General features: G+C 69.9%; 14 protein-coding genes and 3 tRNA genes. 9 read left to right on the forward strand and 8 right to left on the reverse strand.

Annotation, left to right across the window (positions count from 1 at the left end; genetic code table 11):
• Window positions 1-34 precede the first annotated feature (34 nt).
• The 4 genes from GHR20_RS19140 to GHR20_RS19155 all read right to left on the reverse strand — a co-directional run bounded on the left by GHR20_RS19140 (window position 35) and on the right by GHR20_RS19155 (window position 1,885).
• Complete coding sequence (locus GHR20_RS19140) at window positions 35-997, reverse strand: ABC transporter ATP-binding protein (protein ID WP_111585810.1); 963 nt, start codon at window positions 995-997, stop codon at window positions 35-37.
• 151 nt (window positions 998-1,148) lie between these two features.
• Window positions 1,149-1,224, reverse strand: a tRNA-Gly gene (locus tag GHR20_RS19145).
• Between the two features lie 82 nt (window positions 1,225-1,306).
• Window positions 1,307-1,378 (reverse strand) — tRNA-Gly (locus GHR20_RS19150).
• A 189-nt stretch (window positions 1,379-1,567) separates the two neighbouring features.
• Entirely contained in the window at window positions 1,568-1,885 is a 318-nt protein-coding gene (locus GHR20_RS19155) for an Lsr2 family protein (protein WP_037650674.1), read from the reverse strand.
• A gap of 310 nt (window positions 1,886-2,195) precedes the next feature.
• On the opposite strand from GHR20_RS19155, the gene purS reads away from it, so the two are divergent.
• The 3 genes from purS to purL are packed head-to-tail and all read left to right on the forward strand — an operon-like array spanning window position 2,196 to window position 5,400.
• On the forward strand, window positions 2,196-2,468 hold the full coding sequence (gene purS / locus GHR20_RS19160; protein WP_037650676.1) for a phosphoribosylformylglycinamidine synthase subunit PurS: 273 nt from the start codon (window positions 2,196-2,198) through the stop codon (window positions 2,466-2,468).
• Window positions 2,465-3,145 (forward strand): phosphoribosylformylglycinamidine synthase subunit PurQ, encoded by a 681-nt coding sequence (gene purQ, locus GHR20_RS19165; protein ID WP_111585811.1) that lies wholly within the window; start codon window positions 2,465-2,467, stop codon window positions 3,143-3,145. The genes purS and purQ overlap by 4 nt, the downstream gene beginning before the upstream one ends.
• Entirely contained in the window at window positions 3,142-5,400 is a 2,259-nt protein-coding gene (purL, locus tag GHR20_RS19170) for a phosphoribosylformylglycinamidine synthase subunit PurL (protein ID WP_148024437.1), read from the forward strand. Before purQ ends, purL begins: the two co-directional genes overlap by 4 nt.
• Window positions 5,401-5,457: 57 nt before the next feature.
• Here the strand turns inward: purL and GHR20_RS19175 are convergent, their stop codons facing one another.
• Window positions 5,458-6,042 carry a Uma2 family endonuclease gene (locus GHR20_RS19175; RefSeq protein ID WP_148024438.1) on the reverse strand — a complete coding sequence of 195 codons (585 nt, stop codon included), beginning with the start codon at window positions 6,040-6,042 and terminating at the stop codon, window positions 5,458-5,460.
• Window positions 6,043-6,147: 105 nt separating this feature from the next.
• Between GHR20_RS19175 and GHR20_RS19180 the strand changes: the two genes are divergently transcribed.
• The 4 genes from GHR20_RS19180 to purM all read left to right on the forward strand — a co-directional run bounded on the left by GHR20_RS19180 (window position 6,148) and on the right by purM (window position 10,283).
• Window positions 6,148-6,945: a maleylpyruvate isomerase family mycothiol-dependent enzyme gene (locus tag GHR20_RS19180; RefSeq protein WP_153813878.1), complete on the forward strand. Its 798-nt coding sequence runs from the start codon at window positions 6,148-6,150 to the stop codon at window positions 6,943-6,945.
• Between the two features lie 55 nt (window positions 6,946-7,000).
• Entirely contained in the window at window positions 7,001-7,447 is a 447-nt protein-coding gene (locus GHR20_RS19185) for an META domain-containing protein (protein ID WP_153813879.1), read from the forward strand.
• A gap of 203 nt (window positions 7,448-7,650) precedes the next feature.
• The gene (purF, locus tag GHR20_RS19190; RefSeq protein WP_111585815.1) at window positions 7,651-9,180 is read left to right on the forward strand and encodes an amidophosphoribosyltransferase; all 1,530 of its coding nucleotides are present in this window, start codon (window positions 7,651-7,653) and stop codon (window positions 9,178-9,180) included.
• A gap of 35 nt (window positions 9,181-9,215) precedes the next feature.
• Complete coding sequence (purM, locus tag GHR20_RS19195) at window positions 9,216-10,283, forward strand: phosphoribosylformylglycinamidine cyclo-ligase (RefSeq protein ID WP_153813880.1); 1,068 nt, start codon at window positions 9,216-9,218, stop codon at window positions 10,281-10,283.
• A gap of 94 nt (window positions 10,284-10,377) precedes the next feature.
• On the opposite strand, the gene GHR20_RS19200 is transcribed toward purM, so the two are convergent.
• Both GHR20_RS19200 and GHR20_RS19205 read right to left on the reverse strand, forming a co-directional pair.
• Window positions 10,378-10,626 (reverse strand): DUF3073 domain-containing protein, encoded by a 249-nt coding sequence (locus GHR20_RS19200; RefSeq protein ID WP_111585817.1) that lies wholly within the window; start codon window positions 10,624-10,626, stop codon window positions 10,378-10,380.
• A gap of 318 nt (window positions 10,627-10,944) precedes the next feature.
• Window positions 10,945-12,048 carry a Glu/Leu/Phe/Val dehydrogenase dimerization domain-containing protein gene (locus GHR20_RS19205; RefSeq protein WP_153813881.1) on the reverse strand — a complete coding sequence of 368 codons (1,104 nt, stop codon included), beginning with the start codon at window positions 12,046-12,048 and terminating at the stop codon, window positions 10,945-10,947.
• A 198-nt stretch (window positions 12,049-12,246) separates the two neighbouring features.
• Between GHR20_RS19205 and GHR20_RS19210 the strand changes: the two genes are divergently transcribed.
• Entirely contained in the window at window positions 12,247-13,089 is an 843-nt protein-coding gene (locus GHR20_RS19210) for a hypothetical protein (protein WP_148024443.1), read from the forward strand.
• A 554-nt stretch (window positions 13,090-13,643) separates the two neighbouring features.
• The gene (bldC, locus tag GHR20_RS19215; protein ID WP_020869672.1) at window positions 13,644-13,850 is read left to right on the forward strand and encodes a developmental transcriptional regulator BldC; all 207 of its coding nucleotides are present in this window, start codon (window positions 13,644-13,646) and stop codon (window positions 13,848-13,850) included.
• Between the two features lie 714 nt (window positions 13,851-14,564).
• Here the strand turns inward: bldC and GHR20_RS19220 are convergent.
• Window positions 14,565-14,639: transfer RNA gene (locus GHR20_RS19220), tRNA-Asp, on the reverse strand.
• Window positions 14,640-14,702: the final 63 nt, after the last annotated feature.

The following is a 14,702-nucleotide window of genomic DNA, read 5'->3' on the forward strand; positions in this document are numbered from 1 at the left end:
CCGCTCGGGTACGTCCGTCCGGCTGCCGCCCCGCTCATGCCGCCACCCCCTGGCCGAAGCCGCCGTCGTGCCCGGCGATCCCCAGGAACGCCTCCTCCAGGGAGGCCGAGCGCACGTCGAGGGCGGCCAGGCACAGGCCGGTGCGGTCGGCCCAGGCGAGGACGCCGGCGGCGGTGCGCTGGGGGTCGGTGGTGTGCAGCCGTACGGTCCGGCCCTCGTGCTCGTGGCCGCAGACGCCGAGGCCGGCCAGTGGGGGCAGATCGCCGAGGTGATAGCCCTCGGGCAGCTGGAAGGACATCCGGCCGGGGCGGCCCGCGGTGACCTCGGCCGGGGTGCCCGCCGCGGCGATGCGGCCCGCGTGCAGGATGGCGAGCCGGTCGGCCAGGCCCTCGGCCTCCTCCAGATAGTGCGTGGTGAGCAGCACGGTCGTCCCGGCGTCCCGCAGCGCGCGCACCAACTCCCAGGTGTCCCGGCGGCCTTCGGCGTCCAGGCCGGTCGTCGGCTCGTCCAGGAAGAGCACCTCGGGGTCGCCGAGCAGGGCGAGCGCGAGGTCGAGCCGGCGCCGTTCGCCGCCGGACAGCTGCTTGACCCGTACCGCGTGCCGGTCCCCGAGGCCCACCCGCGCCAGCACCTCCTTCGGGGGCCGGGCGCCGCTGGTGCAGCCCGCCCACATCCGCGCGGTCTCCGCGACGGTCAGCTCCGCGGGGAAGCCGCCCTCCTGGAGCATCACGCCGGTGCGGGGGCGTACGGCGGTCCGTTCCCGGTAGGGATCGTGGCCGAGGACCCTGATCTCGCCGCGGGTCGGCGCGGCGAGCCCCTCCAGGAGTTCCACGGTGGAGGTCTTGCCCGCGCCATTGGTGCCCAGCAGCGCGAAGATCTCCCCGCGCGCCACGGAGAAGCTGATTCCGCGTACGGCCTCGAATCCGCCGGATCCGCCGCCGTAGACACGGGTGAGGCCGGTGACCTCGATCACCCGATCGTGTCCGTCGATGTCCATGCCCTCAGCGTCCCGGCGCCCGGGGACGGCCGGCAGTGCGCGGTGTCATCGGCCGGCATGACAAATGTCAGCGGAGATCCGGAAGTCGCTTCGGGGAGAACACGCGGGAGGGCACGAAAAAGCCCCGGTCGCGAAGACCGGGGCTTTTCTCTGGAGCGGACGACGAGGCTCGAACTCGCGACCTCAACCTTGGCAAGGTTGCGCTCTACCAACTGAGCTACGTCCGCACTGCCCCCGACCGGCTCCCACCGATCGGTGCGAGCACCAGCCTACCTGATCCACAAGAGTGGTCGGGACGGCCGATGCCAGAGCGGGTGACAGGAATCGCACACTGCGCCTTCCCCCTGGAAGGGGGATGTTCTACTACTGAACTACACCCGCACGATCCTCGGGGTTCCTGCCTTTCGGCCTCGCCCCTCGGCGTGTCTCAGACATTAGCTGATCAGCAGGGGGGTAGCGCAAGTCGGCTTCCCGGACGGCCGTCCGCGCGCCCCCGCCCGGCCCAAGTGCACGGCGCCCAGGGCCCGCTGACGGACCCTGGGCGCCGCCCCTTCGCGGGCCCGGCACGCCTCACTGCGCGCTGCTGAACGCCTCGTAGACCTTCTTGGGAATGCGTCCGCGCGCGGGCACGTCCATCTTGTTGGCCTGGGCCCAGGCGCGGACGGCGGCCGGGTCGGGCGCCACCTCGGTCTGCTTGTACGCCTTGCCGGAGCGCGACCGCTTGCGGCCGGCCTCGACGAACGGCGCGAGCGCCTTGCGCAGTTTCTTGGCGTTGGTTTCGTTCAGGTCGATCTCGTACGACTTGCCGTCGAGTCCGAAGGCGATCGTTTCCGCCGCTTCCGAGCCGTCGATGTCGTCAAAGAGAGTGACCACGACCTTTTGCGCCACGAATATCGGTCCCTTCGTGCGGCACGTCGATACAGCTCACCGGCGTTGACGTGCCGAGTATCGGCTATTGCCAATTCATTTGTACAGTGCCCGGCAATGCAAAGTGAAGCCCGACTAAATCCGTCCGCGTGTCCGAACGCAATAGGGGTTGCGGGCGGCCTGTCGAACTTTCCCAGAACTTTTCACGACCACCGGGCTCCGACACCCGATCGTGATGCGCCTCACGTAGTTTCCTCCAACTCTACCCGCGTAGAAATTTTGTGCGGGTAGTCTGAAGGAACCTGCTCAGCACCACACATCGGGAGTGCCAGTGGCACGCGTCGTAGTCGACGTCATGCTCAAGCCGGAGATCCTCGACCCCCAGGGCCAGGCGGTCCAGCGTGCGCTGCCGCGCCTGGGATTCGAGGGGATCTCGGACGTCCGTCAGGGAAAGCGTTTCGAACTGGAAGTTGACGGCCCGGTCGACGAGGCCGCGCTCGCCCGCATCCGTGATCTCGCGGAATCCTTCCTCGCCAACACGGTGATCGAGGACTTCACCGTCAAGGTGGAAGAGGGCGCGGAAGTCGCGGAGGCGGCGAAGTGACCGCTCGTATTGGCGTCGTCACTTTCCCGGGCAGCCTGGACGACCGGGACACCCAGCGCGCGATCCGTCTCGCGGGCGCCGAACCGGTCGCCCTCTGGCACAAGGACAAGGACCTCAAGCAGGTCGACGCCGTGGTCCTGCCCGGCGGTTTCTCCTACGGCGACTATCTGCGCGCCGGCGCCATCTCCCGTTTCTCGCCGGTCATGGACACGCTCATCGAGCAGGCGAAGGCCGGCCTTCCGGTCCTCGGTATCTGCAACGGCTTCCAGGTCCTGACCGAGGCCCACCTGCTGCCCGGCGCGATGCTCGGCAACGACCACCTCCACTTCATCTGCCGCGACCAGAAGCTGCGGGTGGAGAACGCGGAGACGGCCTGGACCGGCGACTACCGCCAGGGCCAGGAGATCCACATCCCGCTGAAGAACATGGACGGCCGGTACGTCGCCGACCCGTACACGCTCGACAAGCTGGAGGCGGAGGGCCGTGTCGTCTTCCGCTACCTGGACGTGAATCCGAACGGCTCGCTCAACGACATCGCGGGCGTCACCAACGAGGCGGGCAACGTCGTCGGCCTGATGCCGCACCCCGAGCACGCCGTCGAGCCGCTGATCGGTTCGGGCCGCACCGACGGCCTTCCCTTCTTCACCTCGATCCTCAAGAAGCTGGTCAACGCATGAGCCGGACGCCTCTGGACACGGTCGAGCACGCGGCCGCGACCCCCGACGTCGAGCTGCCCTGGGCCGAACTCGGCCTGAAGAAGGACGAGTACGAGCGGGTGGTGGAGATCCTCGGCCGCCGCCCGACCGGCGCGGAGCTCGCCATGTACTCGGTCATGTGGTCCGAGCACTGCTCGTACAAGTCCTCCAAGGTCCATCTGCGCCAGTTCGGCGAGAAGGCGCCCGAGTCGGACGCGCTGCTCGTCGGCATCGGCGAGAACGCCGGTGTGGTGGACGTCGGCCAGGGCTACGCGGTCACCTTCAAGGTCGAGTCGCACAACCACCCCTCCTACGTGGAGCCCTACCAGGGCGCGGCCACGGGCGTCGGCGGCATCGTCCGCGACATCATCGCGATGGGCGCCCGCCCGGTCGCGGTGGTCGACCCGCTGCGCTTCGGCGCGGCCGACCACCCCGACACCAAGCGCGTCCTGCCGGGCGTGGTCGCGGGCATCGGCGGCTACGGCAACTGCCTGGGCCTGCCCAACATCGGCGGCGAGGTCGTCTTCGACGCCTGCTACCAGGGCAACCCGCTGGTCAACGCCGGTGCGATCGGTGTGATGCGGCACGAGGACATCCACCTCGCCAAGGCGTCCGGCGCGGGCAACCAGGTCATCCTGTACGGCGCCCGGACCGGCGGCGACGGCATCGGCGGCGCCTCGATCCTCGCGTCCGAGACGTTCGACGACGCGAAGCCCTCGAAGCGGCCCGCGGTGCAGGTCGGCGACCCCTTCCAGGAGAAGCTCCTCATCGAGTGCACCCTGGAGGCGTTCCGCGAGAAGCTGGTCGTCGGCATCCAGGACCTGGGCGCGGCCGGCCTCTCCTGCGCGACCAGCGAGCTGGCGTCCAACGGCTCCGGCGGCATGCGCGTGACCCTGGACGACGTCCCGCTGCGCGACTCGACGCTCTCGCCCGAGGAGATCCTCATGAGCGAGTCGCAGGAACGCATGTGCGCGGTCGTGGAGCCGGCGAAGGTCGAGCGCTTCCTGGAGATCTGCCAGAAGTGGGACGTCATCGCCACGGTCATCGGCGAGGTGACCGACGGCGACCGGCTGGAGATCTTCTGGCACGGCGGCAAGATCGTGGACGTCGACCCGCGCACGGTCGCGCACGACGGCCCGGTCTACGAGCGCCCGTACGCGCGCCCCTCCTGGCAGGACGAGCTCCAGGCCGACGACGCGAACAAGCTGCCGCGCCCGGCGACTTCCGAGGAGCTGCGCGAGCAGGTCCTGAAGCTGGTGGCGTCGCCGAACCAGGCGTCCAAGAAGTGGATCACGCAGCAGTACGACCACTTCGTGCAGGGCAACACGGTGCTGGCGCAGCCCGAGGACTCGGGCATGATCCGGGTGGACGAGGAGAGCGGCCTCGGCGTCGCCATCGCGACGGACGGCAACGGCCGCTACGCCAAGCTGGACCCGTACACGGGCGCGCAGCTGGCGCTCGCGGAGGCGTACCGGAACGTGGCGACGACGGGTGCGAAGCCGCTCGCGGTCTCGGACTGCCTGAACTTCGGCTCGCCCGAGGACCCGGCGGTGATGTGGCAGTTCGCGGAGGCGGTACGCGGCCTCGCGGACGGCTGCCTGCAGCTCGGCACGCCGGTGACCGGCGGCAATGTCTCGCTCTACAACCAGACGGGCGAGGCGGCGATCCACCCGACGCCGGTCGTCGCGGTCCTCGGTGTGATCGACGACGTCGCCCGCCGTACCCCGGTCGCCTTCCAGGAGGAGGGGCAGCTGCTCTACCTCCTCGGCGACACCCGCGAGGAGTTCGGCGGCTCGGCCTGGTCCCAGGTGATCCACGACCACCTGGGCGGTATGCCGCCAGTGGTCGACCTGGAGCGGGAGCGGCTGCTGGCCGAGATCCTGATCTCCGCCTCCCGCGACGGCATGATCGACTCCGCGCACGACCTGTCCGACGGCGGTCTCGTGCAGGCCGTGGTCGAGTCGGCGCTGCTCGGCGGGAAGGGCGCGCGCCTGGTCGTCCCCGACGGCCTGGACGCCTTCACCTTCCTGCTCTCCGAATCGGCCGGCCGCGCCCTCGTGGCCGTCCCCCGCTCGGAGGAGCTCCGCTTCACCGACATGTGCGGCGCGCGCGGCCTGCCGGCCACGCGGATCGGCGTCGTGGACGGCGACGCGGTCGAGCTCCAGGGCGAGTTCACCCTCCCCCTGACCGCCCTGCGCGAGGCCCACGAGGCCACGATCCCCGCGCTGCTGGCCTAGCGGCCACGAAAACCCCCGCCCGGATCCAGGTTCCGGGCGGGGGTTTCCCGTGCCGGTTCAGCGGACGTAGTTCTTGAGGATCTCCGTGTCCAGCTCGAAGCCGACCGGACCGGGGAGGGAGACCTTCTCGCCGAACTTGGCGACGTGGAGGTCGCGATAGCCGCCGACCTGCCGGTCCGGTCCGCTGTGCACGGTGACGGTGCAGGAGTCTCGGTCGATCAAGAGGTACAGCGGGATTCCGGACTGTCCGTACGCGGTCGGCTTCTCGTGCCGGTCTCGCCGGTCGGTGTCCGAGTCGTACGAGGTGACCTCGACGATCATGAGCACTCCCTCAGGGTCGGCCCATTCACCGTGCCCCGCGAAGTGGCCTTCCGGTACGAGCAGCGCATCGGGTCGCGCCCGGCCGTCCCGGTATGCCTCCACCTGAAGTCCTCGGCCCTGGTACAGGTCCAGGTCGGGCCTGGCCTGCATACAGCGCCGGGTAAGCCAGGTCACGATGGTGTCGTGATCTCCGTCCGCCACCTTCTTTACTCCGATCCGTCCGTCGATGAACTCCAACGTGACGGTCTCGGGAGCGGCGAGGGCGATCGTTTCGAACTCCTGCACCGACATCTGAGACGTGCGCTCGGCCATAACCGTCATGTTGCACCCCCTTCCAGGCGGAAGCCAGTGTTGCCCGCCCTCGGCCGTGCGGCGGGGGTTTCGTTGGTGCTCACCCCCACGGGTGAGTGCGCATAAGCTCGCCCCATGTCCCCGGCCAAGAAGCGTGCCCGTAGCTACGATCCCGTCCGGACCCGTGCCGCGGTCCTCGGTCAGTTCGGGGCGGTGCGGGAGGCCGTACGCGGGCTGAGCGACGAGCAGTTGGCGGGGGAGACCCGGCTCGGGGGCTGGTCCGTGCGGGAGCTGGCCGTGCACATCGGGATGGCGCTGACGGCCGTACAGCGGGCGCTCGCGCAGCCCGAGCCGGCCACGGCGGATTCCGTGCTGCTCGACTGGCCGTTCGCGACCGCCGCCAACGCCGCGGCCATCGACGCGTTCACCCGGGACCTCACCGCCGAACATCCCGACCTCGACGCCCACCTCGCGGAGATCGACGCCACCCTGCGCGGCCTCCTCGCCGAGCACCCCGGCGGCCGGCTGCTGCCGACCAGCGCCGGTGTCCTGTCCCTGGACGACTACCTGGTCACCCGCGCCGTCGAACTCGTCGTGCACACCGACGACCTGAACGCCGCCGTGCCAGGGCTCGACGTGCCGTACGACCGGCAGGCGCTGGCCGCCACCACCCGGCTGCTCGCCGACGCGCTCGCGGCGAAGGCGCCCGGCGGCTCCACCGAGGTGCGCGTGCCGCCGTACGCCGTGGTGCAGTGCGTGGAAGGGCCCCGGCACACCCGCGGCACCCCGCCCAACGTGGTGGAGGCCGACCCGCTGACGTGGGTCCGGCTCGCCACCGGGCGGCTGGACTGGCGGACCGCCGTGGCCGACGCCAAGGTCAGCGCGAGCGGGGAGCGGGCCGACATCGGGGCACTCCTGCCGGTCATGTCCTGAGGGGGCCTGAAGAAACCGGGGGGAACCGGTCGGGGCGGCCGGCCGTCGTATCCGTATGAAACGGAACAAAGCGACCGCCGCGCTCGCCCTTCTCCTCCCCGTGGCGGTGGCCTGTGGCGCCGCGCCCGCGCACAGTGGAGCGGTGACCGAGGACCAGCCCCTGACCGGCGTCGAATGGCGCGTCGTGAGCGTCACCGCCGAGGGCGCCACGCACCCCGCCCCGGCCTCCGCCCGCCTGCTCCTGAACGGCGACGGGACCGCCGCCGGCAACCTCGGCTGCAACGGCTTCAGCGCCCCCGCCACCCTGCGCGGCGACCACCTCACCTTCGGGCGGCTGCGCACCACCAGGATGGCCTGCGACGAGGCCCGGATGGCCTTCGAGCGGCTGCTCGGCGGGCTGCTCGGCGGCCACACCCTCACCGCCGCCCCCGGCCACGGCAACCTCACGCTCACCACGCGTCACGGGGACCACGTCAACCTCACCCGCAGCACAACCGAATGATGTGCGACACCTCACTCACGCATACGGCCAAACCGCCCCGCAGAACATCCCGGGCGGCCGGAGAAAGCCCCGAACGATACCGGACACGCCGCATTGACCTGCGTAAATGTGGAAAGCGACAAGGTGATCCGCAGGTCCCCCACCCGTGACGGCCGCGTATCCCCAATTCGGACCAGTGGTCGACCTCGCCTACACTCGGAGCCGTGCCACGTGGTGACGGTCGACTCAATCACGACCTGCTCCCCGGTGAGAAAGGCCCCCAGGACGCGTGTGGCGTCTTCGGTGTCTGGGCTCCGGGTGAAGAGGTCGCAAAGCTCACGTACTTCGGGCTCTACGCCCTCCAGCACCGGGGTCAGGAATCCGCGGGAATCGCGGTCAGCAATGGCTCCCAGATCCTCGTCTTCAAGGACATGGGCCTGGTCTCCCAGGTCTTCGACGAGACCTCTCTCGGATCGCTCCAGGGTCATATCGCGGTCGGACACGCCCGCTACTCGACCACCGGCGCCTCCGTGTGGGAGAACGCCCAGCCGACGTTCCGTGCCACCGCGCACGGCTCGATCGCGCTCGGCCACAACGGCAACCTGGTCAACACGGCGCAGCTCGCCGAGATGGTCGCCGAACTCCCGAACGAGAACAACAGCCGCTCCACCCGGGTCGCGGCCACCAACGACACCGACCTGCTGACGGCGCTGCTCGCCGCGCAGGTCGACGAGGACGGCAAGCCGCTGACCATCGAGGAGGCCGCCCAGCAGGTCCTCCCGAAGGTCCGGGGCGCCTTCTCGCTCGTCTTCATGGACGAGCACACCCTCTACGCCGGCCGTGACCCCCAGGGCATCCGCCCGCTGGTCCTCGGCCGCCTGGAGCGCGGCTGGGTGGTCGCCTCCGAGTCCGCCGCCCTGGACATCTGCGGCGCCAGCTTCGTCCGCGAGATCGAGCCGGGCGAGTTCGTCGCCATCGACGAGAACGGCCTGCGCAGCTCGCGATTCGCGGAAGCAAAGCCCAAGGGCTGTGTCTTCGAGTACGTGTACCTGGCCCGCCCGGACACCGACATCGCCGGCCGGAACGTGTACCTCTCCCGCGTGGAGATGGGCCGCCGGCTCGCCAAGGAGGCCCCGGCCGAGGCCGACCTGGTGATAGCCACCCCGGAGTCGGGCACCCCGGCCGCGATCGGCTACGCCGAGGCGTCGGGCATCCCGTTCGGCGCCGGACTGGTGAAGAACGCCTATGTGGGCCGTACGTTCATCCAGCCCTCGCAGACCATCCGCCAGCTGGGCATCCGGCTGAAGCTGAACCCGCTCAAGGAAGTCATCAAGGGCAAGCGCCTGGTGGTCGTGGACGACTCGATCGTGCGCGGCAACACCCAGCGGGCCCTGGTGCGCATGCTCCGCGAGGCCGGCGCCGCCGAGGTGCACATCCGCATCTCCTCGCCGCCGGTGAAGTGGCCCTGCTTCTTCGGGATCGACTTCGCCACCCGCGCCGAGCTGATCGCCAACGGCATGACGATCGACGAGATCGGCACCAGCCTCGGCGCCGACTCGCTCGCCTACATCTCCATCGACGGCATGATCGACGCGACCACCATCGCGAAGCCGAACCTGTGCCGCGCCTGCTTCGACGGCGAGTACCCGATGGAGCTGCCGGACCCGGAGCTGCTCGGCAAGCAGCTGCTGGAGACCGAGCTGGCGGCCGGTCCCGCCGAAACGGCCGCGGCCGACGCGATCCGCCGCCCGTAACACCCCCGCAGTACGACACGAAAGCTCTCACAGTCATGTCTGAGACAACTGGTGCCAGCTACGCAGCGGCGGGCGTCGACATCGAGGCGGGCGACCGCGCCGTCGAGCTGATGAAGGAGTGGGTCAAGAAGACCCGGCGTCCCGAGGTCCTCGGCGGCATCGGCGGCTTCGCCGGACTCTTCGACGCCTCCGCCCTCAAGCGCTACGAGCGCCCCCTGCTCGCCTCCGCCACGGACGGCGTGGGCACCAAGGTGGACATCGCCCGCCGCCTGGGCGTCTACGACACCATCGGCCACGACCTGGTCGCCATGGTCATGGACGACATCGTGGTGTGCGGCGCCGAGCCGCTGTTCATGACCGACTACATCTGTGTCGGCAAGGTGCACCCCGAGCGGGTCGCCGCCATCGTCAAGGGCATCGCGGAAGGCTGTGTGCTGGCCGGCTGCGCCCTGGTCGGCGGTGAGACGGCCGAACACCCGGGCCTGCTCGGCGAGGACGACTTCGACCTCGCGGGCGCCGGTACGGGCGTCGTGGAGGCCGACCGGCTGCTCGGCTCGGATCGCATCCGCAAGGGTGACACCGTGATCGCCATGGCGGCCTCCGGGCTTCACTCGAACGGGTACTCCCTGGTCCGCCACGTCCTGCTGAACACGGCGGGCCTGGCCCTGGAGTCGGAGGTGGCCGAACTGGGCCGCACCCTCGGCGAGGAGCTGCTGCAGCCCACCAAGATCTACTCGCTGGACTGCCTGGCCCTGACCCGCACGGCCGATGTGCACGCCTTCAGCCACATCACCGGCGGCGGGCTCGCGGCGAACCTGGCCCGGGTGATCCCGGACGACCTGCACGCCGTGGTCGACCGCGCCGGCTGGACCCCGGGCGCGATCTTCGACCTGGTCGGCAGGACCGGGAACGTGGAGCGCCTGGAGCTGGAGAAGACGCTGAACATGGGCGTCGGCATGATGGCGATCGTCCCGGAGGAGTCCACCGACGTGGCCCTCGCGACGCTGGCCGACCGGGGCGTCGAAGCCTGGGTGGCCGGTGAGATCACCGAGCGCGGCGACAAGGACAGCGGCGCGGAGCTGGTGGGGGACTACGCGAACTGACGCCTACGGAGTGGTGCCCGCGAGACCTGCTCGCGGGTAGCACAGAAGCCGGCCGGTGGCTGTGCCACCGACCGGACAGGTGTTCAGTACAAGGTCAAGCGCCGCGACGGTGTTGAGAGGGACCGTCGTCCTCGTCCTCGTCGTCCTCATAGAGGTCGGCGTAACGGGAGTAAAGGTCGTCCTCGTCCTCGTCATCGTCCTCGAAAGGCTCGCCGTTCGGCGGCTGGTTCGAAGTTGATGCGCCCAGTTCACTGGCCAGACGTGACAGGTCAGTCCCACCGCTGTTGTACTTCAGCTGGCGGGCGACCTTTGTCTGCTTGGCCTTGGCCCGGCCGCGCCCCATGGCTCGACCCCCTCGGTGACGGGGCTCGACGGCCCCAGAGTCTGACACGCGTTCATGATCTGGATCGGACTCTCCGTGGAGAGGCCGGTCCGTAGGGCTTCCACGGTACCTGAGCCCGCGCCCATACGGTACGTCGCCCGCAGCACGCGCGTGTGCACAGAACCTTCGAGGCGCCCTGTCCTCGCTGGTCAGTGGCGATTTTAACCACTTATCGGGGAACGACCCGCCGATGGAAGTGAGAGTTCTCTCTAAGCTGCCCTCGGCGGGTACCGCTCATGTGTGCGAAGACGGGTCGGCGGGGCCCCTCGCGCGGTCGGTTCAGTGGCCGCCGCGGCCCGCGCGCGCCTCGGCCATCCGCTGCTCGGCGATCCGGTCGGCCGCCGCGGCCGGCGGAATCCCGTCTTCCTTCGCACGTGCGAATATGGCCAGCGTGGTGTCGAAGATCCGCGCCGCCTTCGCCCTGCACCGCTCGAAGTCGAAGCCGTGCAGCTCGTCGGCCACCTGGATGACCCCGCCCGCGTTCACCACGTAGTCCGGCGCGTAGAGGACCCCGCGGTCGGCGAGGTCCTTCTCCACACCCGGGTGGGCGAGCTGGTTGTTGGCCGCGCCGCACACCACCGTGGCGGTGAGCACCGGCACGGTCTCGTCGTTCAGGGCGCCGCCCAGCGCGCAGGGCGCGTAGATGTCCAGGCCGTCGAGGCGGATCAGCGCGTCGGTGTCGGCGACCGCCGTCACGCCCGCGTGTTCGTCGAGGATCCGCTGGACGGCGTCCGGGCGGACATCCGTGATCACGACCTTCGCGCCCTCGTCCAGCAGGTGGCGCACCAGGTGGTGGCCGACCTTGCCGACCCCGGCGACACCGACCGTGCGGTCGCGCAGCGAGGGGTCGCCCCACAGGTGCTGGGCGCAGGCGCGCATGCTCTGGTAGACGCCGAAGGCGGTCAGCACCGAGGAGTCGCCGGCGCCGCCGTTCTCCGGGGAGCGGCCGGTGGTCCAGCGGCACTCGCGGGCCACCACGTCCATGTCGGCCACATAGGTGCCGACGTCGCAGGCGGTGACGTAGCGTCCGCCGAGGGAGGCGACCATCCGGCCGTAGGCCAGGAGGAGTTCCTCGGTCTTGTCGCGCTCCGGGTCGCCGATGATCACGGCCTTGCCGCCGCCGTGGTCCAGGCCGGCCATGGCGTTCTTGTACGACATCCCGCGCGCGAGGTTGAGCGCGTCGGCGACGGCCTCGGCGTCGGTGGCGTACGGGTAGAAGCGGGTGCCGCCGAGGGCCGGGCCCAGAGCGGTGGAGTGGAGCGCGATCACGGCCTTGAGGCCACTGGCGCGGTCCTGGCAGAGCACGACCTGTTCATGACCGCCCTGCTCCGAGTGGAACAGGGTGTGCAGGACATCAGCAGGCGCGCCGGATACGTCGGTCACTGTGGTGACTCCTGTGTACTAGCGGCGGGTGGGGCCAGCTCCCGTACGGGTGGCGGGTGCTGGTGGCATGAGCGTAGAGCCTGCGCCCGACCCCCGTCCGGGCAGTGTTCAGGATCACTCGCACGGGCCCACCGCACCCCTGTGGCCGTGGCACGATTCGCAGTGTTTCCAGCCGGGTCCGATGGGGAGGGAGCAGGCGTGCCGAAGGTGTCCTCCGTGGTCGTCCCCTATGCCGCCTACCTGCGCGTGTACGAGCCGCTGGGCGCCTTCCCGGAGCCGGAGCGCGGCCACTGGGCGCGCTACGCCCGCCGCCCGGAGCGGCCCTCGTACCAGGACGAACTGCGGCGCTCGCTCGCCGACTTGGTGCCGACCCCGCCCATCGCGGTGCCGGTGCACGAGAGCGGTGACGCCTTCGTGCTGGAGGTCGACGGGGTGGTCTGCGTGTGCCCCTGGCGGACCCGGCTGCGCGGCTGGCGGGCGCTGGAGGAACTCGGTGACGAGCTGCCCCCGCCGGTGCTGGACGCGGTGCTGCCGCCGGTGGTGCGCCGGCAGGCCGCCCTGGACTACGAGCGCTGGCTCGGCCGCAATCCCGACGCGCGCCCGTGGATCCGCACGGCGACGTGGCAGGTGCCGGTGAACTGGTTCGTGCTGGTCACGGACGAGGAGCGGCAGTACGGCAAGGCGAGTGCCGAGGCGCCCCCGGTGCTGCGCTACCGCACGCCGATGGTGCAGGCCCGGCGCCGGGTGGCCAGGGCGCTGCGCACCCTGCGGGAGACCGTGGCCGAAGGGCCGCTGATCGACGGCCTGCTGGACATCGGCCGCTGGCTGGAGGAGTTCCATCCGCGGTCGCTGGTGGAGCTGGACTACGGCGGTCTGGTGCACGTGCTGCCGGCCGACGAGCTGGCGGATGACCATTCGGCGGCGGATGTGGCCGAGGGCATCGAGGCGCTGCGCCAGGGGGACGAGGCGGCGGCCGGAGAGGCGTACGCGCGGCTCGTGGAGCGGTGGCGTGCGGTGCGGGACCGGCGTTCGGCGAACTGACGTGCAAACAGAATCCGCCAGAACGTGACCCGCGCCACAGCCCGGACGGTGCTCGACGGCGTACGGTCAAGCGCGTTTCATCCAACTGACGGGGCGTCGGCCCCGATCCGGGCGTTTGCGTCAAGGACGCCCGAAAGGTGATGGACTGCACGTACGGGGCCCTTGCGCCTCTTCCCCCTCCTCATGCCAAAATAGGACAAGGAGTCCGGGGAGGGCTCCTTCCGTCCAAGTGTGGTGCACTATGGGCGGAATCTCTGCATTGCACGCTTTGGGGGGTCTGGTGCCTCCTGATCGCCCTGTGACTGATCGTCACTGTGGCGTGACTGTCCGCTATGGCATGGTCCATCGGCTTCCGTCGCTGATGAACACCTGGGAGGGCAATTCCATCGGTTTGGCCGACCGGGCTGGACAGATGGTGTAGTTGTAGTGCCGAGGACAAGCCGTTCGTCCTATAACCGACTCGACTCGCGTCCGCCATTTCGGGCAACGCGGGTCAAGGTGCAGAATTTAGAGGAAAGAACCGAGAAGGTTCGGTTCTCCCGAGGAGGCCGCTCATGACCGCTCGCACCCCTGATGCCGAGCCGCTGCTGACCCCGGCTGAGGTCGCCACCATGTTCCGTGTCGACCCCAAGACGGTCACGCGGTGGGCGAAGGCCGGCAAGCTCACGTCGATCCGCACGCTCGGCGGGCACCGCCGTTACCGCGAGGCTGAGGTCCGCGCTCTGCTCGCGGGCATCCCGCAGCAGCGCAGCGAGGGCTGACCGAGCAGGCGGAACAACTGAATACAGGGCGAAACGACAGGCCCCCCAACCTGCCGAGGCGCCCGAAACCCTAGCTTCAAGCGACGCGGGACCTGCCCCAACAGGCCCCACGCCCAAGCCGAAAAGAACGTTGTAGGCAAGCGACACAGGGTGCGTCGTCGATCGCGCTGGACTCCGCCGGGTCCAGCGCGATCTGTTTTGTGCGCTGGTCGGAGGCGGGGTGGGGGGCCGGTGAGGGTGCTGAAGGCGCGCTCCGGTGTGGAGTGCAATTGCACATATTAAATTGACCCGTTGTAGGAGGGGTGTAAGTTGCATGGTTCTGAAAACTCATGCAGTGACACCCGTCACATGCCAGGTGACTTGTTGCCCCGGGCATTTGTGCGCTAGTGGAATCAATGGTTCCACTACCCGCCGTGTGTACGGGAGTTGGGGCCCGCGCCGGTCGCGCCGTACGGGACCGCCGGCCCCCGCTCGGCGCCGGCCGCGGCGGCCGATGGGGTGCCGGGCGAAGCGGGCGCGGCCGAGGCCGCGCGACGGCAGGAAGGCGCCCGGAGGCGTCCGGGAGGGGCCGGGTGGGCTTCTGGTGGGGTTCGCCGAGTTCCGTTGCCCTGAGGGCCGTTGGGCGGCGCCGGCCTCCACCTCGACGGGGCGGCGGGTCCGGGGACATGAGTGAGGCCCGCCATCCTCGGGGGATGACGGGCCTCACTTCTACTGCGGTCCTGACGGGATTTGAACCCGCGGCCTCCACCTTGACAGGGTGGCGAGCACTCCAAGCTGCTCCACAGGACCAGGTTTCGCGGCACTTGGCTTGTTGCTTTGTGCTGCGAGATGAGACTGTACAGGAGGTGGGCC

This window comes from Streptomyces sp. SUK 48, assembly GCF_009650765.1.
Taxonomy (GTDB): Bacteria; Actinomycetota; Actinomycetes; order Streptomycetales; family Streptomycetaceae; genus Streptomyces.